This window comes from Kitasatospora sp. NPDC059803, from assembly GCF_042732255.1.
In the GTDB taxonomy this organism is placed as follows: domain Bacteria; phylum Actinomycetota; class Actinomycetes; order Streptomycetales; family Streptomycetaceae; genus Kitasatospora.
The window spans coordinates 8,440-30,401 of sequence record NZ_JBHWIJ010000082.1 but is presented as its reverse complement, the minus strand read 5'-3'; the positions used below and the strand labels follow the sequence as shown (position 1 = coordinate 30,401).

Sequence of the window (21,962 nt, the reverse complement as noted above, 5' to 3'; positions counted from 1 at the left end):
GCCGGCACCCGGGTGGCGCCCCGGCGGGCGGCCAGCCCGTAGAGGGCGACGGCGAGCGGGAGCTGGCCGCCGAGCAGGGCGATCGCCGCGACCGCCGCCGGGTACCGCCGCCGGACGGCGAGGGCGAGGGCCCCGGTCGCCAGCAGCGCCGCGTTGACCGCCGGCGAGGCGGTCGGGCCGACGTCGGGGTCGGCGGCGGCGAGCGGGACGAGCACCAGGAGCGCGAGGGCGGCGGGTGCGAGGTCGGTGACCGGCCGGGGCATGCGGACGGAGAGGCTCAGCAGCATCGCTGCGAGGTTCGATTCGGACGGCTGAGCGGTTTCCCGGCTGGTCGGACGAGGCATGGGGGCATGCTTCCACACCCCGGTGACGCGGAGATGATCACCCGGCGGCCGTGAGTGCGCCCCGGACCGCAGCGACGGCGGGCTTCGGCTTCAGCCTGGTGTCCCACATCAGCTCGTCCCCCGGGGCGATCGGGTAGCTGTCGTGGGCGGCGGTCGAACCGTACCGGTCGGTCACACCCCAGGTGCCGTACGAGGTGCACGAGGGGGTCTGCGCGCAGACCTTGGCGACCAGGGCGAACTGCCCGGCCTGCGCCTCGCGGTCCTCGCCGTGCACGTCGATCTCGGAGATCCTTACGGACAGGCCGAGTTCGGCGAGTGCCCGGAAGTGGCCGGCCAGCACGGCGGGATCGACGTGGTCGTCGGTCTCGTGGACGTGCGCCTGGAAGCCGACCCCGTCCAGTGGGACGCCGCGCTGCTTGAGCCGCTTGACCAGGGCGAGGAAGGCGTCCCAGCGGGGGCCGTCGCTCTCCAGGCCGAACTCGTTGACGTACAGCTTGGCGTCGGGGTCGGCGGTGCGAGCGGCCCGGAACGCCTTGTCGATGTACTGCTCGCCCATCGCCTGCTGCCACACGTGCCGGCGCAGGCCGCTCCGGCCCGGGCCGTAGTCCTCGTCCTGGACGGACATCGGCTCGTTGACCACGTCCCACTCGGCCACCCGGCCCTTGAAGTGCCCGGCGACACCGGTGACATGGCTCGTCATCACCTCCTCGCGCCGCTCGGTGGGAGTCTCCCGCATCCAGCGCGGGAGCGCCTCGCCGAAGACCAGGGTGTGGGCGTGCACCCGCATGCCGTTGGCGTCGGCGAACTCCACCAGGCTGTCGCCCCCGGTGAAGTCGAAGACGCCGGGCTGCGGCTGGACGAACTGCGGCTTCAGGTCGTTCTCGGGAGTCAGCACGGAGAACTGCCCGGCCACCAGCTCCCGGTAGGCGGGGTCGGCGGCCAGCGGCGCCGAGGCGACGGCCGTGCCGACGCCGAGCGGGCGGGGGCGGGCGGCGGCGAGGGCGCGCAGGGAGTCGGGGTCGGCGGCGCGCCGGTCCGTGGGCCGGGCGGTGTCCACGACGGTGACCTCTCCGCCGTCCAGCGGGCGCGCCCGGAGGGCGGCGAGCCGCCAGCCCTGGCCGCCGAGCGCCGCGTCCGCGCCGAACCAGACCTGCGAGGAGGCGAACGCGCCGGAGGCGGGCAGCTCGCCGAGTGCCGTGTCACCGGCGCGGAAGGACAGGACGTCGCCGTGCCGGGCCAGGACGAGCGTGAAGTCGTCCGGCAGTCCGGAGCCGAACGTCCGGGTCACGGCCGGAGCGGCCTTGGTGCCGTCGAACACGGCCACCTCCAGCCGGCCGTCGACCACGCCGAGTCGGACGCTGCGCCGCTCCTGGCGCCACTCGTCGTAGACGACCGGCAGCTCGCCGTACAGCTGGAGGTAGGCGGTGGCGTGCGCGGTGCCGCGCAGTTCTGCGGTGAGTTCGAAGTCGCCGCCCACCTCCAGGCGCGGGCCGTGCAGGTTGACCGGCGGGTTGGGCTGTCCGCCGGTGCCGTCCTGTTTGACGATCATCCGGCCGAGCGGCCGGATGCGGACCCCGTCGGCCCCGGCGGTGGCCCCGGCGAAGTGCGACCAGTCGTGGCCGCCGAGCAGGTCTGCGCCTCGGACCGGATCGGCCGGGGCCGCCGGATCCGTGGTCGGGCTCGCTGCCGGCCCGGTGGCGCCCGTCGTGGCGCCCGTCGTCGCGCCGTCGCGGTTCTCGACGCCGGGTTCGCAACCGATCAGGACGAGGACACCCGAGAGGGCGAGCGAGGTGAGAGCGGCGACCCGGATGGGAACGTCGGCGGGCTTCACGGACACGGGAACTCCTGACGGGGCTTTCGACTGGTTCGTCTTCGACCCTAGGAGGCGGAGGAGGGCGTTCCGGTCGGCTCGGAGGCGGAGATCGGGATGGTCCTTTGGTTGACACCCGTACCTGCGGGGCCCGCCTCGGCGCGGCGTCAGTAGTTCGCGGCCTCCTCCAGGACCCACCAGACGCCCAGGCTGAACGGGATGCCGAGCCCGCCCACGACGACCGCGATCCACAGCGGCCAGTAGCCGCCGCCGGTGACGGGATCCCGTTGCGGGTGGGCGGGATCGATCCGTACGTCGACCCGGTGCCCGTCGGGCCACTGCACGTCCGTGCCCTCGGCGGCGCGGTACTCGTGCCCGTCCGCCGTCCAGAGGAAGGTGCACTCGGTGCTGGTGTCACCGCTGCTGTGGCAGCCGGTGACGGTGGCGGACACCCGCAGCGTGGCGTGCAGGTCGCGGTCGTGCTCGTGGAACCAACCGCTGAGGGAGAAGGCGAAGCAGCCGGCGAAGGCGCAGACCATCAGGGCGAGCATGGCGGCGTGGAACAGGGCGGAGGCGGAGCCGGAGCGCGGGCTCTCGCCCAGGGCCAGCCGCACCGGCGAGGCCAGCGCTGCGAGTGCCGCCGCACCGGCCGCGCCGATCCAGCCGGCGTACCAGGGCGTGGATCCCCACGACGTGCAGGCCGTCGTCACCGCGCCGACCAGCGTGGTGGCCCAGGCCGCCCGTTGGAGCAGGCGCGTGGCGGCGCGCGCCCGGCGGCGCAGCCCGCCGGAGGGGGTAGGAGGAGGGGCGGGGGGTCGCTCGTCCGCGATGGTGGTCACCCGGCCACGCTGGCAGAGGGCCGGGCCGGGCACCAGCAAGCGGCGCTCACCCCCGGCGTTCAGCAGCGCTTACGGCGTTGCGACGGGCGGGCCGGCGTGCGGGCCGGCGGGTGCGCTCGGCTCGCTGGGGTCGACCAGGTGGCCGTTCACGCGCGGCTCACTCTCGGTCAGGCCCTGGGCCGCCAGCCGCTCGCTCGCCGCCAGCAGTGCGCTCTGCAGCGCCTCGGCCGCCACCCGCACCGCCGGCGGCGCCCCCCACGGTCCGGTGCGGCGCAGCAGGCGCACCAGGTAGGCGCCCGGCACCGGCAGCGTGGTGACGGTGCCGGCGGCCGGGCCGATCAGGGCGGCGGCGTTCGCGGGCAGGATCGCCGCGCCCAGACGGGCGGCGAGCATGGTGTAGACGGCGAAGCGGTAGCGGGCGGTGTGCTCGACCAGGGGCACGATGTCGTGCCGGGCGGCCAGGCGTCGGAAGGCCAGCTGCCGGGGTGAGCCGGCCGGGGCGGCGATCCAGGGGCGGCCGGACAGCTGGGCGGGGTCGGTGAGCGGGGTCCAGTCCGAGGGGACGACCAGGCGGTAGGCGTCCTCGAACATGACGCTCGCCTCGACGCCGGGCGGCAGCGGGGTGGGCTCCTGCCGGTCGTCCTCGATGACCAGGACGTCCAGTTCGCCCAGGCGCAGCGCGCGCAGGCCCTCCTGCCGTCCGGTCTCCACCAGGCGGGGGGCCAGGTCGGGGTGGGTGCGGGCGAGCAGGTGGACGGCGGTGGTGGCGAAGAACGTGATGGCGGGCGGCGGCACGCCGATGGCGACCGGGCCGGTGGCGGCGGCGCCGAGTGCGCGCAGGTCGCGGGCGGCGTCCTGGAGCGCCTGGCCGATCCGGTCGCCGTAGCCCGCCAACAGGCGGCCGGCGGCGGTCAGTTCGGCCCGTCCGCCGGTGCGGTCCACCAGGGGGACGCCGACCTCGCGTTCCAGCCGGCCCAGTTGCTGGGACACCGCGGAGGGGGTGTGCCCCAGCGCGCGCGAGGCGCCCGCCACGCTGCCGGCGTCGGCGATCCGGCGCAGGATCAGCAGCCTCTTCGGGTCGAGTTCCACCGCTGTGCCGCCCTTTCGCCGCGCCCGGGGTCGAGGACGCCCATCCTGGCAGACCATACGAGGTCCGGGCCTGGCGGAGAGTAGCCTGGACATCACCGAAGGCACCTCGCATGCCGGGCAAGACAACTGGCGTCGTCTCCGGCGAACGGCGATGCCGGATCCGGCCCGAGGCCGGGTCCGGGGACAGGTCTTCGATCATGACCACGACCCTCGATCGCGCGATGACGCCCACCGCCCCGGAACCCGCAGCACGGCTCTCCCGGGTACCCGAGGGCACCCAGCCCGGTCGGCTGGACGGGGCCTGGTGGCCCCGCTCGCGTGACCTTCTCCTCGAACTCCCCTCCCTCGCCGCCGCATTGGACGGTCCGTGGGGGCGGGTCACCCGGGTCACCGTGAACCCCGCGCAGTGGCCGACCGTCCCGCACCGGGCCCCGGTCGCCGGGCACACCGTCCACGTGGGCTGGTTCACCATCGAGCAGGACGAGCACCTGATCGTGGTCTGCTCGTACGCCCCGTTGCGGCTGAACCTGCTGGTCGTACCGCCGGAGACGGACGCCGTCACCGCCGAGCGGCTGATGTCGCGGGCGGCCGACCCCGCCGACAGCCGGACCGCGAGCGAACTGCTCGCCCCGGAGCCGGGCCGCGGCGCGACCGGACCGGAACCCGGTACCGACGTCCTGCCCTCGGCGCTCGTGCCCGCCACCGGCGAGGGCGAGGTCGGCCGGCGGGCGGACGTCGCCCGAAGCCGCGCCGCCTCCTGGCCCGCCGGCGCGTAGCGGTCCGGGTGCGGACACCCGGACAGGCCTCAGACGTGGAAGGGGACGGTGGTGACGACGATCTTCGGCAGTGGGCGGAGCGCCCTGCGCAGGCGGGGGGCGAGCCGGTTGTGCAGGAGCCGGTGGCGCCGGTGCCGTACGACGATCTCCGGGAGGACGACGGTCAGGGTGAGGTCCGGGCGCTGGTCGTGCAGGGACTCGATGTAGTTGACCAGGGGCGCGACGATCGTGCGGTAGGGGGAGAGGAGGATCTTCAGGGGCAGGTGGTCGCCCCACAGGTTCCAGTACGCGCGGAAGCGCCGGGCCTCCTCCTCGCTGGCGCTGATGTGCAGGGCGAGGACGGGCTGGCGGAGCGAGGCGGCGTAGGCGAGGGCGCGCATGCCGGCCAGGTCCAGTGCGGCGATCGGCACGATCAGCAGGGGGTGGATCTCCTCGGGAGTCTCCTCGCTCTCGGCCTCGCTCTCCGCCTCGCGCTCACCCTCCGCTTTCGCCTCCGCGGAGGATGCGGGCGGCGCGCCGTCCCGTGGGCGTGGCCGGGTGAGAGCGCGGCCGGGGACCTCCACGGCGTGCGGGTGCAGGGCGAGCGCCGCGGCGACCTGCTCGTAGTGGTGCCGGATCCTGGTGGCCACCAGGATGAACAGGCCCACCACGAGCGCGGCGAACCAGGCGCCCGAGGTGAACTTGGTGATCGCGGCGGTGACGAGCACGACCGCCGAGAGCAGCGCGCCGACGGCGTTGAAGATCAGACTCTTGCGCCAGTGGCGGTCGCGCAGGCGCCACCAGTGCACGACCATCCCGGTCTGCGACAGCGTGAAGGCGAGGAACACGCCGACCGCGTACAGCGGGATCAGCGGCGCCGTCATGCCGTCGAACGCCGCGTAGATCGCGGCCGCGGCGACCGAAAGCACGACGATGCCGTTGCTGAAGGCCAGCCGGTCGCCCAGCCGTAGGAAGATCCGCGGCGCCTGGTTGTCGCGCGCCAGGAGATAGAGGACGCGGGGGAAGTCGTTGTAGGCGGTGTTGGCCGCCAGGAGCAGGATCGCGGCCGTGGCGGCCTGGGTGAAGACGTAGCCGAAGCCCGGGCCGAAGGCGCGGTGGGCGAGCTGCGACAGCACCGTCTCCCGGGCGTCGGGGACGACGCCGTCGAGGTGGACCAGCGCGACCGTGCCGGCGAAGAGCACGATCAGCAGGCCGACCATCCAGGTCAGGGTGGTACGGGCGTTGCGCCACTCGGTGGGCTGGAAGGCCGGGACGGCGTTGGAGATCGCCTCGATGCCGGTCATCGCCGTCGAGCCGGAGGCGAAGGCGCGCAGGACCAGGAGCACGCCGACCCCCTCGGTCGCGGTCGACTGCGGAGCCGCGGTGGGCTGGAAGCCGTGGCCGGCCGCGTCGTACAGGCCGAAGGCGATGAGGGCGAGGACGGCGAGGACGAAGGCGTAGGTCGGTGCGGCGAACAGGACGCCCGCCTGCCGTACGCCGCGCAGGTTCCCGGCGAGCAGCACACCGATCACGGCGAGGCCGATCGGCACGGCGTCGCCCCGCAGCGAGGGGATCGCCGAGGTGACGGCCTCCATGCCGGAGGCGATCGAGACCGCGACCGTGAGGATGTAGTCCGTCATCAGACCGGCGGCCGCCGCCAGCCCGGGGAGGCGGCCGAGGTTCGCGGTGGCGACGATGTACGAGCCGCCGCCGTGCGGGTAGGCGCGGATCGTCTGACGGTAGGACACCCCGACCGCCAGCATCAGGAACGCGATCGTCGCGGCGATGGGGACCGAGTAGCGCAGGCCGGCGGTGCCCGCCAGGACCAGGACGGCCAGCATCGCCTCGGGCCCGTAGGCGACGGACGAGAGCGCGTCGGCGGAGAGCACCGGCAGCGCCACCAGCTTGCGCATCCGCTCGTGCGCGATCGCGGTACTGCGCAGCGGGGCCCCGAGCAGCACGTGCCTGACCCCGGCGCCCGCCCGGCCGAGTCGGGAGGTCGGGGTGTCCTTGCCGCCCGCCTCGACCGGCGGCTGCCCGCCGACCGTGGCCACCCGCACGAAGCGGCCGAAGCGCACCGGCCGGATCTCGGAGGAGGCCGGAAAGCGGCCGAGCTCCGGGTCCACCGGCAGCGCCCGGCGCCACGCCTGCGGATCCCCGGCCGCCCGGCCCCATTCCCGGCCCACCCGGCGCAGTACCCCGACCTGTTGCCGGTCGAGGACCGGCAGCGTGGCGTCGGGACTGGGTGCGCCGCTCGCCCCGGCGCCACCGCCGTCATTCTTCGTATTCGATACGACACACAGTGTTACGCATCGCGGCTCCCGGTGGCGCGGGGCCGACGCCGGGTCGTCGAGCAGGGCCGTCCCTCCCGTGCAGGCGTCCGCCGGCGCCCGTTCGGCCCCGGTGCGGTCGGAGTACCGTGGGAGGGCGGGGCGGCCCAGTTGCCGGAACCGAAGAGTCGGCCCCGTTCAGCGGGCCCGATCCGCGCCCGCGGAGAGGCGGCGAGCCATGTCGGACGATGCCGGTGCCCCGCACCCCGGGCTTCTGCCGGACCGCTTCCGGCAGGCGGTGAAACCGGGGACGGTCCTGTTGCGCCTGGAGACCACGCGGTCCCGCGAGGGCGCACTCGATGGCGCCTGGTGGCCGCGGTCACGGAACATCGGCGCCGAACTGCCCGGCCTGGTCGGCGCGTTGACCGAACACCTGGGCCCCGTGGTGAGCGTGGGCCTGGACGCGGACGCCTGGGACGAGGTGCCGGCCCGGATCGTCGTCGACGGCCGGTCGGTGCGCATCGACCGGTATCCGGTCGGCGACGACACGGTGATCGTCACGCGGGGCGACCGCGATCACTTCAGTCTGCTCGTGGTTCCGCCGCAGGCGGGCCGGGAAGCGGCCCTGGCCTCGATGGCCCGCGCGGTCCGGGCCGGCGGCACCGACTCGGCGCGGCAGATCCTCCTGGACACCGGCATCGGTTCCGAGCCCACGACCGAACTGCACTGACCGGACTGCACAGACCGGACAGCACCGAGGAGCGGCCCCGGGCCGGAGGAGGTCAGGATGCGGCACTACCGATGGGTCCTGGAGACCCAGGACGACGACGGCCACTGGGCCCGGCAGGGCGGCGCGCCCATGCCGAATCCCCTGGACTACGACGGGCCGCCCCAGCAGGCCGCCAACCACGTCCGCGAGGTGTTCGTGCGCACGCTGTCCCGACCGGCCCCGGGGCCCAGGGCGGTCAGGGTCCGGGTCTGGGGCGGGTCCGACGCCGTCGGCGAGCCCGAGGCCGAGACCGAGTGGTCACGCGAGTGACGTGCCCGGGCCCGGCCTGCGGGTGGTGTCCGTGGGGTCGGATCAGGAGCATCCCGAGCTGATCTCAAGGAAGTTGGCGTAGTGGTCGTCGCTGTACCAGACGTGCTGGGTGGCGGGGTCGCGCACCAGGCGTTCGGCGTCGCGGTGCTGGCCGGGCGAGCGCGGGTTGACGTCGTACTCGCGGTAGTGGCCGTCCTGGGGGAGGTCGCCGCTGCGGTTGCCGTAGACGTTGCTGCCGCGGATCACGAAGGGGGAGTCGGCCACCGGGTAGTCCCGAGGGGCGTTCGCGGTCGGCCAGTGCAGGTCGTGCCAGATCTGGCACGCCTCCTCGACCTGAGGCGGGAACTGGTCGACGGGCAGCGGGGGTTCGAGGATGCCGCGGACGATCCGCGGTGCGGGGTGGGCCGCGGGGACGGCGGCGCCGGCCGGGGCGGCGGAGGGAGCGGCGGCGGCCGTCAGGAACAGGGCGGCGGCGGCCATGCGGAGCAGGCTTCGGTGTGCGGTCACGCAGCGGCCAACGACGCCCGGGCGCCACGGATGCGCGAAGTCGCCCGTCCGGACCAGCCCCGGCACCGGACGCCGGTGGCCGGCGGGCGGGTCGTAGGGTGGGCGGGTGGATGATCTCTGGGGGCGCCTGCGGGTGCGGGCGGTGCCGCTGCTGGCGGCCGGGACGACGGTGGCGGTCGGGCTGGGGGTGCGGGCCGGGCTGGGCGGGGACGTCGCGAAGTACGCCGGGGACGCGCTCTACACGGTGCTGGTGTACGCGCTGGTGGTGCTGGTCGCGCCCAGGGTGCGACCGGGGCGGGCGGCGGTGGTGGCGGCGGGGCTGAGCTGGGCGGTGGAGCTGTTCCAGATCACCGGTGTGCCCGACGAGTTGGGGCGGCGCAGCGGGCTGGCCCGGCTGGTGCTGGGGTCGACGTTCAACCCGCCGGACCTGTTCTGGTACCTGGTCGGCGCCGCGTTCGCCGCGCTGGTGCACCGGGTGCTGCGGACCGCGAAGGCCGCATGGACCGCGAGGGCCGCAAGGGCTGCGAGGAGGACCGCAGCGCCCGGTGCCGCCTGACGCGACGTCAGAGCGGAAGCAGATCAGGCCGCTTGGCCTCGACGTGGTCCCCCGAGGACTCCCCGCGCAGCCGTCGGCCGACCCAGGGCAGCAGGTACTCGCGGGCCCACTGGAGGTTCTCGCGCCGCTGGTCGGCGGCGGACAGCTCCGGGGTGGCCGGCCAGGGCGCCTCCGGGTCCTGCTCGGTGCGCAGCCCCAGGGAACGGGCGGCCAGCAGGGCGACCCGCTGGTGGCCTTCGGGGGAGAGGTGCAGCCGGTCCTCGCTCCAGGCCCGGCGGTCCTGGACGGCGCGCAGCGACCACAGGTCGGCCACCTTGCAGCCGTTGCGGTCGGCGACCGCCCGCATGTGCCCGTTGTACGTGGCGATCTTGCCGCGCAGGTGCTTGAACAGCGGTACGTCCCGGGTGTCGAAGCCGGTGCAGATCAGCACCGTCCCGGCGGAGGCGGTGAGTTGGACGATGGCCGCCTCGAAGCGCTCGGCGACCTCGTCCGGGTCGCTGCCGGGCCGCAGGATGTCGTTGCCGCCGGCGCAGAAGGTGGCCAGGTCGGGCTGGAGCCGGCGGACCTGCGGCACCTGCTCGGCCATGATCTGGTCCAGCAGTCGGCCGCGCACCGCCAGGTTGGCGTAGCGGAACCCGCCCGGCGGCCGTCCGTCGGCGAGCAGCCCGGCCAGGCGGTCGGCCCAGCCGGCGAAGGCGCCGTCGGCACCGGGGTCGTTCAGGCCCTCGGTGAAGCTGTCGCCGAGGGCGGCATACGAACTGAGGTCAAGGGTCTCCTGGAGGTTCGGCATGAAGGAGATAGTTCACCCATTCAAGTGACCTACGCCACCGTAGGTGACCCCGGCGGCACGTGAGATGGGCCACGTGCCCCACCCGGAATACGGCCGGAGTGCAGAGCGGCGGCCCCCGGAAACCACAAGATCCCGCCCCCCTAGCACTTTTGGGCCCACCCGGCCGATGCTCGAAGGGTGCGGCCGGCCCGGCCGCCGTCCTTCCAGGGGGAAGACATCCATGGCTCTGAATCCGACCTCCGGCCTGCCCGGGCAGTGGTCCGTCGACGACCGCTGCACCAACTGCGACGTGGCCCGGCAGCTCGCGCCCGGACTGATCCGTGAGCGCGCCGGCCGCTCCGAGCTGGTCCGCCAGCCGCGCGACGAGGCCGAGCACGGCCAGCTGCTCGCCGCCGCCCACGCCTGCCCCACCCGCTCCATCCGGCCGGGCACCGGCCCGCTCGACCCGGCCACCGACCCCTTCCCGCTGGCCCTCGACGACGGCCTGCTGCTGCTCGGCCACAACTCCCGCCACAACGCCGGGGCCAACTCCTACCTCTGCCGCCGACCCGCGGGCTGGCTGATGGTCGACACGCCGCGCTACGCCGAGCCGCTCGCGGCCCGGTACGAGGCCCTCGGCCCGGTCACCGACATCCTGCTGACGCACCGCGACCACGCGGCGCACGGCCGGGCGTACGCCGACCGGCTCGGCGCCCGGCTCTGGATCCACGAGGGCGACCTGGACGCTGCGCCCGACGCCGACCGGGTGCTGCACGGCGTCGAACCGGTGGAGGTCGCCCCCGGCGTCACCGCCCACTCCTTCCCGGGCCACACCCGCGGCAGCGTGCTGTACCTGGTCGACGAGCGGTACTGCTTCACCGGCGACACCCTGTACTGGTCCCGCACCACCGGTGACCTGGAGGTGTACGACACCGTCACCTGGTACTCGATCGAGGAGCTCTCCGCCTCGCTGGACCGCAGCTTGGACGCGCTGCGCTTCGAGTGGCTGCTGCCCGGCCACGGCCAGCGGCACCGGATGCCCGCCGAGGAGGCGGCGGCCCGGCTGCGGGCGCTCGCCGACCGCTGTCGGGGCCTGCGGCCCGCGCCGGTGGACTTCGGCGCGGTCCGCTGGTGACGGTCTGCTGGTGACGGCCCGCTCGTGACGTTCGGCGCGGCCTGCCGGTGACGCTCGGTGCGGTCCGTCCCGACGGTGCTCGGCGCGGTCCGCCTCGTGGCACTCGGCCGCGCGTGCGCCGGAGCCCGCGCCGGGTGCGCGGGGGCCTGCGCCCGCCGGGGGCGCCCGCGCGGGTGTGCGAACAGCCCTGCCGGGGCAGCGGCCTGGGGAACGGAATCCCCGAACTCCCCTGCACCCGAGGACGGTTGAGGAATGCCCACGCAGACCCCGGAGCGCACCGCCAGGCCGCGGCGCTACCTGATGTGCCGGCCGACGTACTTCACCGTCGACTACGCGATCAACCCGTGGATGGACCCGGCGCAGCCCACCGACACCGCGCTCGCCGTCCGCCAGTGGGAGCGGCTGTACTGGCTGTACCGCCGCCTCGGCCACACCGTCGAGCTGATCGACCCGGTGCCCGGCCTGCCCGACATGGTCTACGCCGCCAACGGCGCGACCGTGCTGGACGGCCGGGCGCTGGTCGCGACCTTCCGCTACCCGGAGCGCGCCGCCGAGTCCGAGGCCTACCAGGCCTGGTTCCGCTCGCACGGCTACCGCGAGGTGCAGCGCGCCGGGCACGTCAACGAGGGCGAGGGCGATCACCTGGTGGCCGGCGGCCGGGTGCTCGCCGGGACGGGCTTTCGCACCTCCCGGGCCGCGCACGCCGAGGCGGGCGAGTTCTTCGGCGTCCCGGTGGTCGGCCTGACCCTGGTCGACCCGCGTTTCTACCACCTGGACACGGCGCTGGCCGTGCTCGCCGACGACCACGTCATGTACTACCCGGAGGCCTTCGACGCCGACAGCCGGGCCGTGCTGCGCACCCTGTACCCGGACGCGCTCCTCGCCGACCGGGCCGACGCCGAGGTGTTCGGCCTCAACGCGGTCTCGGACGGGCGCCGGGTGCTGCTGCCCGAGGCGGCGAAACACCTGGCCGGGCGGCTCGTCGAGCACGGCTACCAGCCGGTCCCGGTGGACGTCTCGGAGCTGTTGAAGGGCGGCGGCGGAGCCAAGTGCTGCACGCTGGAGCTGCGGCCCGCCTGAATCGGACCCTGCCGTCCGCACTGCCCTCCGCACTGCCCTCCGCGCTGCCCTCGCGGACCTTCCCGGCCGCCCCGCCGTCCGGTAGAGCTTGGTCAGGGCATCCGGGGCGGTGCCGTGCCGACGGGAGGGCCACATGCGCGATCAGGCGTCCACATCCGAGGACGAGGCGGCGCGGCGGCGCAGGGCGGCGCCCGAGCGCCGGAGCGCGGACCTCCCGGCCGAGGGCGCCCGGGAGGCCGCGGCCGCCGGCCCGCTGTCCCCCACGACGGCCCTGCCCCTGCAACGCACCCTCGGCAACGCCGCGGTGGCCCGGCTGGTCGAGCAGCAGCGGCACGGCCAGGAGGCCGCCGGCGGCGCGGGGACGCCGGTCCAGCGGGCACCCACACCCGGGGCCGGGCCGGCGACGCAGATCGCGCTCACCCACCTGACGGCCGACGACCTGGAAGGCGAGTGCGGCTACTTCGAGCGCAGGCGGCAGTTGAGCGTCGCCGCGCCCCAGCAGGGCGTCATCATCCAGGAGATCAACCGCGTCTTCGCCGTGGAGGAGTGGGACGGCACAAACTGGAACGCGATGTCGGGCAGCCGGATCGACTCGTACATCACCGCGAAGGGGTCGAGCGCCCACGCCACGGTCGCCCGCTACTGGGAGCTGTGGACGGTGGACGCGGCGGGCAACGTCTCGGACGGCGCCGAGGACACCTTCTCGCTGTGCTCGGTCATCCCCGGCCGCAAGCGCAAGGACACCACCCGGGGGACGTACACGATCACGGGCCGGGCGGTGTTCTACCCCACGGCCGTCGCGCCCGCGGACCTGGGCTTCGCACCGGGCGGCGCCCCGCCGGCGGGCGGCTTGTTCAGCACGCTGGCCGACCCGACGGCGGCCATCGCGGGGCAGGGGCTGGCCGCTTCCGGGCGGCCGGTCGACTGCCGGGTGCAGGTCGCCTGGGACAGCTCGCAGGACGACAGGTACAGCGTCGTGACGATGAGCTGAGCCGCGGCGGTCCGGTCAGCCCTCGACCAGCAGCACCTCCAGGGTGCGCGGGCCGTGCACGCCCTCGACCCGGTCGAGCTCGATGTCGCTGGTCGCGGACGGCCCGGAGATCCAGGTCTGCGGGCGGGCCGGGTCGAGCCGGGGCAGTGCGAGCGGCACGGAGGCGACGACCTGCCCGGGTGTCCGGACGACGCACACGTGGTGGTCCGGGACGAGGGTGAGCAGCCGCCGCCCCTGGCCCGGTCCGGCGTCCAGCACGATCGTCCCGGTCTCGGCGATCGCGAGCGCGCAGCCGGTGACGACGCTGTCCACGGCGTCGAGCCGGGCGGCGGTGAGCGTGCCGTCGTCGGGGACGGCCGTGACGGCGGTGGCGCTGAGCCAGGCGGGCGGCAGGCCGGGCGGCACGGCGACCGTGCGGCTGCCGCGTTCGGCCAGCAACCGGGCCAGGACGGCGGGCAGTTCGGCCTCGGTGCAGCGGTGCACCCGGGCCCGGTAGTCGGCCAGGTTGTGGTGCAGCAGGTCGAGCAGGGCCGCCGGATCGTCCGGGCTGTGCGTACGCAGGTAGTCCCGGGCGACCGGCTCCTCCGCTGCCCGGTCCCGATCGGGGTCCCGGTCCGGGCCAGGGTCAGGGCCGGGGGCGGGGTCGGCGAGTGCGGCGCGGATCCGGGCGAGGATGAACTCCCGTGCGGTCATGAGCGGTTCCTTCGCCACCAGTCGCGGAACGGTTCGGCGGGCACCTCCGGGAGGTCCCGGGTGTCGGTCCAGGCCCGGCCCGGGCCGGGCAGCCGGCGCGGGTGCAGCGCGCGGGTGCGCCCGGCGAGCCGCTCGGCGGCCGCGAGCGCCGCCGGGTGGTCGAGCACGTACCCGGCGGCCGCGATCGCGGCCCGCTCCAGCGGGTGCCCGCCCTGCTCGGCGACCCGCTCGCGCAGGTGCACCAGCACCTCGGGGATGTCGATCGCCACCGGGCAGACCTGGTAGCAGGCCCCGCAGAGCGAGGAGGCGTACGGCAGCGAGGCGTCCAAGGGGCTGGTGGTGCCGCGCAGTTGGGGTGTCAGGATGGCGCCGATCGGGCCGGGGTAGACCGAGCCGTAGGCGTGGCCGCCGGCCCGCTCGTACACCGGGCAGACGTTGAGGCAGGCCGAGCAGCGGATGCAGCGCAGCGCCTGGCGGCCGACCTGGTCGGCGAGCGCGGCGGTGCGCCCGTTGTCGAGCAGCACGAGGTGGAAGGCGGACGGGCCGTCGCCTTCCGTGGTGCCGGTCCACAGCGAGGTGTACGGGTTCATCCGCTCGGCGGTGGAGGAGCGGGGGAGCAGTTGCAGGAAGACCTCCAGGTCCTGCCAGGTCGGCACGACCTTCTCGATCCCGACGACGGAGATCAGCGTGCGCGGCAGGGTGAGGCACATCCGGCCGTTGCCCTCGGACTCGACGACCACCAGGGTGCCGGTCTCGGCGACCATGAAGTTGGCGCCGGAGACCGCGACCCGGGCGCGCAGGAACTTCTCCCGCAGGTGCAGCCGGGCCGCTTCGGCGAGTTCGGCGGGGGAGTCGGTCAGGCCCTCGGGCGCGGGGCGGCCCCAGGCGGCCATCCGTTCGGCGAAGATCTCCCGGATCTCGGCGCGGTTGCGGTGGATCGCGGGCACCAGGATGTGCGAGGGCCGGTCGTCGCCCAACTGCACGATGAGCTCGGCGAGATCGGTCTCGTAGGCGGTGATCCCCTCGGCGGCGAGCGCCTCGTTGAGTCCGATCTCCTGGGTGGCCATCGACTTGACCTTGACGACCTCCGTTTCGCCGGTGGCGCGGACCAGGTCGGCGACGATCCGGTTGGCCTCCTCGGCGTCGGCCGCCCAGTGCACGATGCCGCCGGCCGCGGTGACGGCCTCCTCCAACTGGACGAGGTAGCGGTCGAGATGGCGCAGCGTGTGGTCCTTGATCGCCTTGCCGGCGGCGCGCAGTTCGGCCCAGTCGTCGAGTTCGGCGACGGCGCGGGCCCGCTTGTCCCGGATGGTGTGGGTGGCGTGCCGCAGGTTGGCGCGCAGCCGCTCGTCCTGGACGGCCTCCGCTGCGGCCTGCGGGAAGGTCGCCTGCGCAGAGGTCGCCTGCGGGAAGGCGGGCATGCCGAGGAAGGTGCCGGTCATGCGGGCCTCCACGGGTGTTCCTCGGTGCTGGCGAGGATCTCCGCCAGGTGCAGCGGGCGCAGTGCCGCGCCCCGGCGGCGCAGCGTGCCGCCGAGGTGCAGTAGACAGGAGTTGTCGGCGCCGCACAGGACTTGGGCGCCGGTGCCGAGCGCGTGGGCGATCTTGTCCTCGGCCATGGCCGCCGAGACGGCCGCGTTCTTGACGGCGAAGGTGCCGCCGAAGCCGCAGCACTCCTCGGCGCCGGGCAGTTCGACCAGTTCCAGTTCCCGGACGGCGCGCAGCAGCCGCAGCGGCCGTTCGCCGAGGCCGAGCACCCGCAGGCCGTGGCAGGAGGGGTGGTAGGTGACGGTGTGCGGGAAGTGCGCGCCGACGTCCTCGACGCCGAGCACATCGGTGAGGAACTCGGTCAGTTCGTACACCCGGGGCGTCAACGAGGCGGCCATGGAGTCGAGTTCGCCGCCCCGGCCGTCGGCGGCGGCCCGGGCTCCGATCCGCGGGTAGTTGTCCCGGACCATGGCCACGCACGATCCGGAGGGCGTCACCACGTGCTCGTACCCGGCGAAGGACCGTGCGGTGCGCCGCAGCAGCGGCTCGCACGCCTGCCGGTAGCCGGTGTTGTACTGCGGCTGCCCGCAGCAGGTCTGCCCGGCGGGGAAGTCCACGGTCACGCCGAGGCGTTCGAGCAGCCGGACGGTGGCGACCGCCGTGGCGGGGAACAGTGCGTCGTTGACGCAGGTGGCGAACAGTGCGACCCGCATCGGCCCTCCTTTCGTCCGGCGACCCCGGCCGGCCCGCTCGTGATCGTACCGAGCGGGCCGGGGGATGTCGGGGACCTCAGGGGGTCTCAGGCGAGCCAGAGGTCGGGGCCGAACACCTCGTAGTGGATGTCCGCCGCCGGGACGCCCGCCGTGAGGAGCTGCTCGCGGACGGCGCGCAGGAAGGGCAGCGGGCCGCACAGGTAGGCGGTGGTGCCGGCCGGGACGTCGACGGTGGAGAGGTCGACCAGGCCGGTGCGCTCGGCGGGCCAGTCGCCGAGCGGCCGCTCGTAGAAGACGTGGGCGGTGGCGTTCGGCAGCTTGGCGGTGAGCTGGGCGAGGTCGGCGCGGAAGGCGTGGGTGAGCTGGTCGCGGTCTCCGTGTACCGAGACGACCTGCCGGGGGGAGCCGGTGGCGGCGAGGTGGTCGAGCATGGCGGTCATCGGGGTGTTGCCGATGCCGGCGGAGGCGAGCAGCACCGGCCCGTCGCCGTCGGCGAGGGCGATGTCGCCGAGCGGGGGCGCGAGGTGGACGAGGCCGCCGGTGTGCAGGTGGTCGTGCAGGTGGGCGGAGACCTCGCCGCCGGGCTCGCGCTTGACGGTGAAGCGCAGCGCGCCGTCGGCGGTGCCGGAGAGGCTGTACTGGCGGATCTGCCGGGCGCCGTCGGGCAGTTCGGTGCGCACCGAGACGTACTGGCCGGGTCGGGCGGCGGGGACGGGGCCGCCGTCGGCGGGGCGCACCAGGAAGGTGGTGACGGTGTCGGTCTCCTGGTAGCGGGCGACGACGGTGTAGGGGCGCCAGAGGTCGGCCTGGTCGCCGCCGGCGGCGACCTCGGCGCGCAGCCGGTCCTCGACGGCGACGAGGGCGTTGGCCATCAGCCAGTACACCTCGTCCCAGGCGGCGGCGACCTCGGGGGTGACGGCTTCGCCGAGCACGTCGACGATGGCGGCGAAGAGGTGCTCGTGGACGATCCGGTACTGGCTGCTGTCGATTCCGACGGAGACGTGCTTGTGGGCGATCCGGGCGAGCATCGCGTCCGGCCGCTGGTCGGGGTGGGCGACCAGTGCGCCGGCGAAGGCGGCTATCGACCCGGCGAGCGCCTGCCGCTGGGTGCCGTTGGCCTGGTTGCCGCGGTTGAACAGGTCGCGCAGCAGCTCCGGGTGGGCGGCGAACAGCCGGTCGTAGAAGAGCGGGGTGATGTCCCCGATGGCGCCGCCCACGACGGGCAGGGTGGCCTCGATGACCTCGGCGGACTTGGCGGACAGCATCAGTCCGGCTCCTAACTGGTATGTGAGATTCGTATTAAAGGCCGTGCGTGAGCCCGGCCCCGGGGGGATGGGGGATGGGGAGTGGGGGATCAGGCGGTGGGTCTGGTGGTGAGGCCGAGCAGCACGGGCCCGGTGGGCGCGGCCACCAGGTCGTCGATGCTGAGCGGGTCGAGCGAGGCGAAGAACGCCTCCTGGGCGGTCCGCAGCGCACCGCGCAGACGGCACGCGGCCCGCAGCGGGCACGGCGGGTCGTCCTCGCAGCCGACCACGTCGCCGACCCCCTCCAGCTCGCGCAGGAGCAGGCCGAGCGAGCCGGTCCGGCCGGCGAAGGTGAGCAGCAGCCCGCCGCCGCGTCCGCGCCGGGCCTCCACCACCCCGAGGTGCTGCAGGCGGCTGACCACCTTCGCCGCGTGGGTGTAGGGCACGCCGACCGCCTCGGCCACCTCGCGGGTGGTCGGGTTGGCGTCCTCGCCCAGGACGGCCAGCCGCATGGCGATCCGCAGGGCGATGTCGGTGCTCTTGGTCAGCCTCACGTTCGAAACGCTATCGAATACGACTCCACAACTCCAATTTCCTGCACGCCCCGCCCCTGACCGGCCCCGACCCACCCGAGACCAGCCCGCGCCCGGCCCGCGCCCGGCCCCAGACCGACCCCCGGTCGCGACGGGGAGGGGGGCGGGCTGCTGCTGTCCGAATATCGGTCGAATCTGAACAGTTGGCGACATTACCGATCAGTCCCTGACGGATGGTCATACCGGCTTCTACGCTTCGTGCGGCTCCGGATCCGCAGGGGGCTGGAGCGACCGGCGTTGCATCCCTTGACCGACCATGCTGGAGAGACTCGTGAGAACACGTCGCGCACCCGGGCGCACCTGGACGGCCGTGACCGCGATAGCCGCGCCCACGGCCGCACTGCTGTCGCAGCCCGCCACCGCCGAGGCCGCCACACCGCCGCCGACCGTCAAGGCGCACGTGCCGGTGGCGCCCTACCCGGCGGGCGTGGCGCTCACGCCGGACGGCGGCCACGCCTACGTGACCAGCCAGAGCAGCGGCACCGTGAGCGTGCTGGACACCACGAGCAACACGGTGGCCGCCACCTTCACCGCCGGCACCGGCTCCTACGCGGTCGCCCTGTCCCCCGACGGGCACCGGGCGTACCTGACCCACCACCTCGACGGCACCGTCAGCGTCGTGGACACCACGAGCAACACCGTGACGGCCACCGTCCCGGTCGGCGCCCAGCCGTGGGGCCTCGCGCTCTCCGCGGACGGCTCGCGCGCCTACGTCGGCAACGCCGGGGCCAACACGGTGAGCGTGCTGGACACCACCACCAACACGGTCACCGCCACCGTCCCGGTCGGCGCCGAGCCGCACGGGCTGGCCGTCTCGGCGGACGGCAAGCGGCTCTACGTCGCCGCCTCCGGTGCGAAGGCGGTGAACGTGATCGACACCGCGAGCAGCACGGTGAGCGCCACCGTTCCCGTCGGCCACAGCGTCTTCGGCCTCGCGCTCAGCCCGGACGGCACCCGGCTGTGGGCCGCCGACGCCGACGACGCCACCGCGAGCGTGGTCGACACCACCGGCAACACGCTCGTCGGCACCGTCGCCGTCGGCGCCGGCCCGTACGCCGTCTCGCTCGCCCCGGACGGCAGCGCGGCGTACGTCTCCAACTACGCCGACAACACGGTCAGCGTGGTGGACACCGCCAGCCGGACGGTCACCGCGACCGTCCCGGTCGGCGCGAGCCCGTACAGCCTGGCGATCACCGGCGACGGCCGGCGCGGCTACCTCACCGACTTCACCGGCGGCGCCGTCGACGTGCTCGACTTCCCGCTGCCCGTCCCGGCCGTCACCGGGATCAGCCCGTCCGGCGGCTCGGGGGTCGGCGGCACGACAGTGACCGTCACCGGCACCGACCTGAACGGCGCCACCGCCGTGACCTTCGGCGCGGCGGGCGCCGCCACCGCCTTCAACTGCACCAAGACCAGCTGCACCGCCACCGCCCCCGCCACCACGGTGACCGGGCCGGTGGACGTCCGGGTCACCGCGCCCGGCGGCACCAGCGCCGCCGTCGCCGCCGACCGCTTCAGCTACACGGCCCCCAGCGCCCACCTCGGCGTCGCCCTGACCGCCACGCCGGTGTCCAACCTGCTGAGCGGCCGGGTCGACTACACCGTCACGCTGACCGGCCAGGGCCCCGACACGCTGACCTCGGGCACCGTCTCCGCCGACCTCCCGGCCGGCCTCGCGGCGACCTCCAGCGACTGCACCATCGCGGGCACCAAGCTCACCTGCAAGCTCACCGGGCCGCTCGCCAAGGGGGCGAGCACCACCCGGCACTTCTCGATCTCGGTCGGCCTGCTCAGCCTGATCCGCAGCTTCGACGTCACGGTGGCCCGCACCGCCGGCGTGCCCGCCGACCCGACCCCGGCCACCAGCCGGGACACCCGCAGCTGCACCGCCGTCCTCGGACTGCTGATCACCTGCCACTGACCCTCCCCGAGCACCGAAGGCCCCGCCGGCGTCGGCGGGGCCTTCGTCGTCGCCGCAGGCGCCGGATGCCCGGACGGCCGGACGAAACGCCTCAAGGAAACGCCTGAACGAAACATCTGGACCAAACGTCTGGTCTGGACGTACAGTCCGAACATGACCACCGAAACCCCCGACCCGCGCGTCCGGACCTGGACACCGGTCTGCCGCGCCGTGGCCCTGCTGCTCGGGCCGTACGCCGAGGTGGTGCTGCACGACGCCACCGCCGACCGGGTGCTGGCCATCTGGAACCCGATGACCCCCCGCACCCCCGGCGACCCGTCGCTGCTCGGCGAACTGGACACCCTCGACCCGTCCGCCCCCGACGTCTACGGGCCCTACGAGAAGCTGCTGCCCGACGGGCGCCGGCTCTCCTCCGTCAGCGCCGTGCTGCGCGACGATGCCGGACGGCCCTCGGCGGTGCTCTGCGTCAACCTCGACCGGGGCCCGTTGGAGCACGCCGCTGCCCTGCTGGCGGGTTTCGCCGCGCCCACCGCGCCCCGCCCCGAACCGCTCTTCGAACGCGACTGGACGGAGCGGATGAACGACGTGATCGGCGGCTACGTCCGCGCGCACGGCCGCCCGCTCGAACGCTTCGGCCGCGAGGACCGGCTCGCCGTCCTGCGCGAACTCGACCAGGCCGGGGTGTTCGCCGTCCGCCGCGCCGTCCCGGCCGTCGCCACCGCACTGCGGGTCTCCCGTTCGACCGCCTACACCCTGCTCGCCGAGCTCAAGCAGGCCCCCGAGCCCCGGCACCCCGACACAGACGCCGACGCCGGCGCCGACGAGAGCGAGTGACAGAGAGATGACCAGGCTCCCCGACTTCCGGCTCGAAACCTACTTCTCGCGCTGGGAGTTCAGCGCCCGCCACCACCTCGCCGCCTCCGACGCCCAGACCATGACGATGGCCGAACTCCTCGCCCTGGCCGGCCCCGAGGACCGCCGGGCCTGGGACGGCCTCGCCCTCGGCTACACCGAGACCTACGGCGATCCGGAGCTGCGCCGAGCCATCGCCGGGATGTACCAGGAGGTCGACGCCGACGACGTGCTCTGCTTCGGCGGCGCGCAGGAGGGGCTCAACCTCGCCATGCAGGTGCTCCTCGACCGGGGCGACCACGCCGTGGTGGTGACCCCCAACTACCAGTCCGCCGAGACCATCCCGCTCTCGCTCTGCGAGGTGACCGGCGTCGCCCTGGACGAGAAGGACGACTGGGCGCTCGACCTCGACGCGGTCACGGCCGCACTGCGCCCGAACACCCGGGTGCTGTCGGTGAACTTCCCGCACAACCCGACCGGCAAGGTCATCGACGCGGCCGACTTCACGCGGCTGGTGGAGCTGTGCGACGAGCGCGGCATCCGGCTCTTCTCCGACGAGGTCTACCGCGGTCTGGAGCGCGACCCGGCCCGTGAGCTGCCGCAGGCCGCCGACCTCTCCGCGCGCGCCCTCTCGCTCAACGTCACCTCGAAGTCGCTCGGCCTGCCCGGCCTGCGGATCGGCTGGATCGCCTGCCGCGACCGGGAGTTGCGCTCCCGGCTGGAGCGGGCCAAGCACTACACCACGATCTGCAACTCGGCGCCGAGCGAGGTGCTGGCCCGGATCGCGATCAACGCCCGCGAGCAGATCCTGGCGCGCAACCGCGCGATCATCGCGGAGAACCTGCCGCGGTTCGACGCGTTCTTCGCCGAGTTCGGCGACCTCTTCGAGTGGCGCGCCCCGGACGGCGGCTGCGTCGCCTACCCGCGCTACCTCGGGGCGGACGGGGTCGAGGACTTCTGCACCGCGCTGGTCGAGCAGGCGGGCGTCCTGCTGCTGCCCGCGAGCATGTTCCACTCCGACCTGACGCCCGCCCCCGCCGACCGCTTCCGGATCGGCCTGGGGCGCCGCGATCCGGGCCCCGCCCTGGCGGCCTTCGGCGACTGGCTCCGCGGGCGCTGACCGCCGGGTGCTGCTGGAAAGGAATGCGGTTCGGGCCCGTTAGGTAGGGGGAAGCCTACCGTAAGGGGCCGGCGACCAAAGATGTTATGACATGCCGGGTTGTGGGGGTTGGTGTGGGGGTATTATGCGGGGTGCTTTTGGGCGGAGGCGGCGGG

21 protein-coding genes and 1 pseudogene are annotated in these 21,962 nt (G+C 74.3%); 10 read left to right on the top strand and 12 right to left on the bottom strand.

Going from position 1 to position 21,962, the window contains the following annotated elements; translation table 11 throughout:
- From ACFV6I_RS16000 to ACFV6I_RS15985, 4 genes and pseudogenes are all read right to left on the bottom strand, one after another.
- Positions 1–287, bottom strand: a pseudogene (locus tag ACFV6I_RS16000) (hypothetical protein); the annotation flags it as partial.
- Positions 288–381: 94 nt separating this feature from the next.
- On the bottom strand, positions 382–2,181 hold the full coding sequence (locus ACFV6I_RS15995) for an endo-1,4-beta-xylanase (RefSeq protein WP_380425736.1): 1,800 nt from the start codon (positions 2,179–2,181) through the stop codon (positions 382–384).
- Positions 2,182–2,321: 140 nt separating this feature from the next.
- Entirely contained in the window at positions 2,322–2,993 is a 672-nt protein-coding gene (locus ACFV6I_RS15990) for a DUF3592 domain-containing protein (protein ID WP_380425734.1), read from the bottom strand.
- 69 nt (positions 2,994–3,062) lie between these two features.
- On the bottom strand, positions 3,063–4,082 hold the full coding sequence (locus ACFV6I_RS15985; RefSeq protein ID WP_380425732.1) for a LysR family transcriptional regulator: 1,020 nt from the start codon (positions 4,080–4,082) through the stop codon (positions 3,063–3,065).
- A gap of 197 nt (positions 4,083–4,279) precedes the next feature.
- Here ACFV6I_RS15985 and ACFV6I_RS15980 point away from each other — a divergent pair, with 197 nt between their 5' ends.
- A complete protein-coding gene (locus tag ACFV6I_RS15980; RefSeq protein WP_380425730.1) occupies positions 4,280–4,858 on the top strand; it encodes a DUF5994 family protein in 579 nt (192 codons plus the stop codon).
- 29 nt (positions 4,859–4,887) lie between these two features.
- Here the strand turns inward: ACFV6I_RS15980 and ACFV6I_RS15975 are convergent, their stop codons facing one another.
- Positions 4,888–6,750, bottom strand: a complete 1,863-nt coding sequence (locus tag ACFV6I_RS15975) for an APC family permease (RefSeq protein ID WP_380425738.1) — start codon at positions 6,748–6,750, stop codon at positions 4,888–4,890.
- Positions 6,751–7,345: 595 nt separating this feature from the next.
- Here ACFV6I_RS15975 and ACFV6I_RS15970 point away from each other — a divergent pair.
- Both ACFV6I_RS15970 and ACFV6I_RS15965 read left to right on the top strand, forming a co-directional pair.
- A complete protein-coding gene (locus tag ACFV6I_RS15970; RefSeq protein WP_380425728.1) occupies positions 7,346–7,837 on the top strand; it encodes a DUF5994 family protein in 492 nt (163 codons plus the stop codon).
- Positions 7,838–7,894: 57 nt separating this feature from the next.
- Complete coding sequence (locus tag ACFV6I_RS15965) at positions 7,895–8,146, top strand: hypothetical protein (protein WP_380425726.1); 252 nt, start codon at positions 7,895–7,897, stop codon at positions 8,144–8,146.
- A 42-nt stretch (positions 8,147–8,188) separates the two neighbouring features.
- Here ACFV6I_RS15965 and ACFV6I_RS15960 read toward each other — a convergent pair whose 3' ends face one another.
- On the bottom strand, positions 8,189–8,626 hold the full coding sequence (locus ACFV6I_RS15960; RefSeq protein WP_380425724.1) for a ribonuclease domain-containing protein: 438 nt from the start codon (positions 8,624–8,626) through the stop codon (positions 8,189–8,191).
- 133 nt (positions 8,627–8,759) lie between these two features.
- On the opposite strand from ACFV6I_RS15960, the gene ACFV6I_RS15955 reads away from it, so the two are divergent.
- Positions 8,760–9,209: a DUF2809 domain-containing protein gene (locus tag ACFV6I_RS15955; RefSeq protein WP_380425722.1), complete on the top strand. Its 450-nt coding sequence runs from the start codon at positions 8,760–8,762 to the stop codon at positions 9,207–9,209.
- A gap of 7 nt (positions 9,210–9,216) precedes the next feature.
- Here ACFV6I_RS15955 and ACFV6I_RS15950 read toward each other — a convergent pair whose 3' ends face one another.
- Positions 9,217–9,999, bottom strand: a complete 783-nt coding sequence (locus ACFV6I_RS15950; RefSeq protein WP_063350593.1) for an SGNH/GDSL hydrolase family protein — start codon at positions 9,997–9,999, stop codon at positions 9,217–9,219.
- 220 nt (positions 10,000–10,219) lie between these two features.
- Between ACFV6I_RS15950 and ACFV6I_RS15945 the strand changes: the two genes are divergently transcribed.
- From ACFV6I_RS15945 to ACFV6I_RS15935, 3 genes are all read left to right on the top strand, one after another.
- Positions 10,220–11,113, top strand: a complete 894-nt coding sequence (locus ACFV6I_RS15945) for a 4Fe-4S domain-containing protein (RefSeq protein WP_380425720.1) — start codon at positions 10,220–10,222, stop codon at positions 11,111–11,113.
- A gap of 252 nt (positions 11,114–11,365) precedes the next feature.
- Positions 11,366–12,193: a dimethylargininase gene (gene ddaH / locus ACFV6I_RS15940; protein ID WP_063350594.1), complete on the top strand. Its 828-nt coding sequence runs from the start codon at positions 11,366–11,368 to the stop codon at positions 12,191–12,193.
- A 133-nt stretch (positions 12,194–12,326) separates the two neighbouring features.
- Positions 12,327–13,184, top strand: coding sequence for a hypothetical protein (locus ACFV6I_RS15935; RefSeq protein ID WP_380425718.1), 858 nt, complete (start codon positions 12,327–12,329; stop codon positions 13,182–13,184).
- Between the two features lie 15 nt (positions 13,185–13,199).
- On the opposite strand, the gene ACFV6I_RS15930 is transcribed toward ACFV6I_RS15935, so the two are convergent.
- From ACFV6I_RS15930 to ACFV6I_RS15910, 5 genes are all read right to left on the bottom strand, one after another.
- Positions 13,200–13,877, bottom strand: a complete 678-nt coding sequence (locus tag ACFV6I_RS15930; protein WP_380425716.1) for a lactate utilization protein C — start codon at positions 13,875–13,877, stop codon at positions 13,200–13,202.
- Entirely contained in the window at positions 13,874–15,319 is a 1,446-nt protein-coding gene (locus tag ACFV6I_RS15925) for a lactate utilization protein B (RefSeq protein ID WP_380425714.1), read from the bottom strand. The genes ACFV6I_RS15930 and ACFV6I_RS15925 overlap by 4 nt, the downstream gene beginning before the upstream one ends.
- Positions 15,316–16,077, bottom strand: coding sequence for a (Fe-S)-binding protein (locus ACFV6I_RS15920; protein WP_380425712.1), 762 nt, complete (start codon positions 16,075–16,077; stop codon positions 15,316–15,318). The genes ACFV6I_RS15925 and ACFV6I_RS15920 overlap by 4 nt, the downstream gene beginning before the upstream one ends.
- An 86-nt stretch (positions 16,078–16,163) precedes the next feature.
- Complete coding sequence (locus ACFV6I_RS15915; RefSeq protein WP_380425710.1) at positions 16,164–17,342, bottom strand: globin domain-containing protein; 1,179 nt, start codon at positions 17,340–17,342, stop codon at positions 16,164–16,166.
- Between the two features lie 89 nt (positions 17,343–17,431).
- Positions 17,432–17,875, bottom strand: a complete 444-nt coding sequence (locus ACFV6I_RS15910; RefSeq protein WP_063350598.1) for an Rrf2 family transcriptional regulator — start codon at positions 17,873–17,875, stop codon at positions 17,432–17,434.
- Positions 17,876–18,185: 310 nt separating this feature from the next.
- Between ACFV6I_RS15910 and ACFV6I_RS15905 the strand changes: the two genes are divergently transcribed.
- The 3 genes from ACFV6I_RS15905 to ACFV6I_RS15895 all read left to right on the top strand — a co-directional run bounded on the left by ACFV6I_RS15905 (position 18,186) and on the right by ACFV6I_RS15895 (position 21,807).
- Positions 18,186–19,835 (top strand): beta-propeller fold lactonase family protein, encoded by a 1,650-nt coding sequence (locus ACFV6I_RS15905; RefSeq protein WP_380425708.1) that lies wholly within the window; start codon positions 18,186–18,188, stop codon positions 19,833–19,835.
- 153 nt (positions 19,836–19,988) lie between these two features.
- Positions 19,989–20,669 carry a transcriptional regulator gene (locus ACFV6I_RS15900; protein WP_380339481.1) on the top strand — a complete coding sequence of 227 codons (681 nt, stop codon included), beginning with the start codon at positions 19,989–19,991 and terminating at the stop codon, positions 20,667–20,669.
- A 7-nt stretch (positions 20,670–20,676) separates the two neighbouring features.
- Complete coding sequence (locus tag ACFV6I_RS15895; RefSeq protein WP_380425706.1) at positions 20,677–21,807, top strand: aminotransferase class I/II-fold pyridoxal phosphate-dependent enzyme; 1,131 nt, start codon at positions 20,677–20,679, stop codon at positions 21,805–21,807.
- The last annotated feature ends 155 nt before the right edge of the window (positions 21,808–21,962 follow it).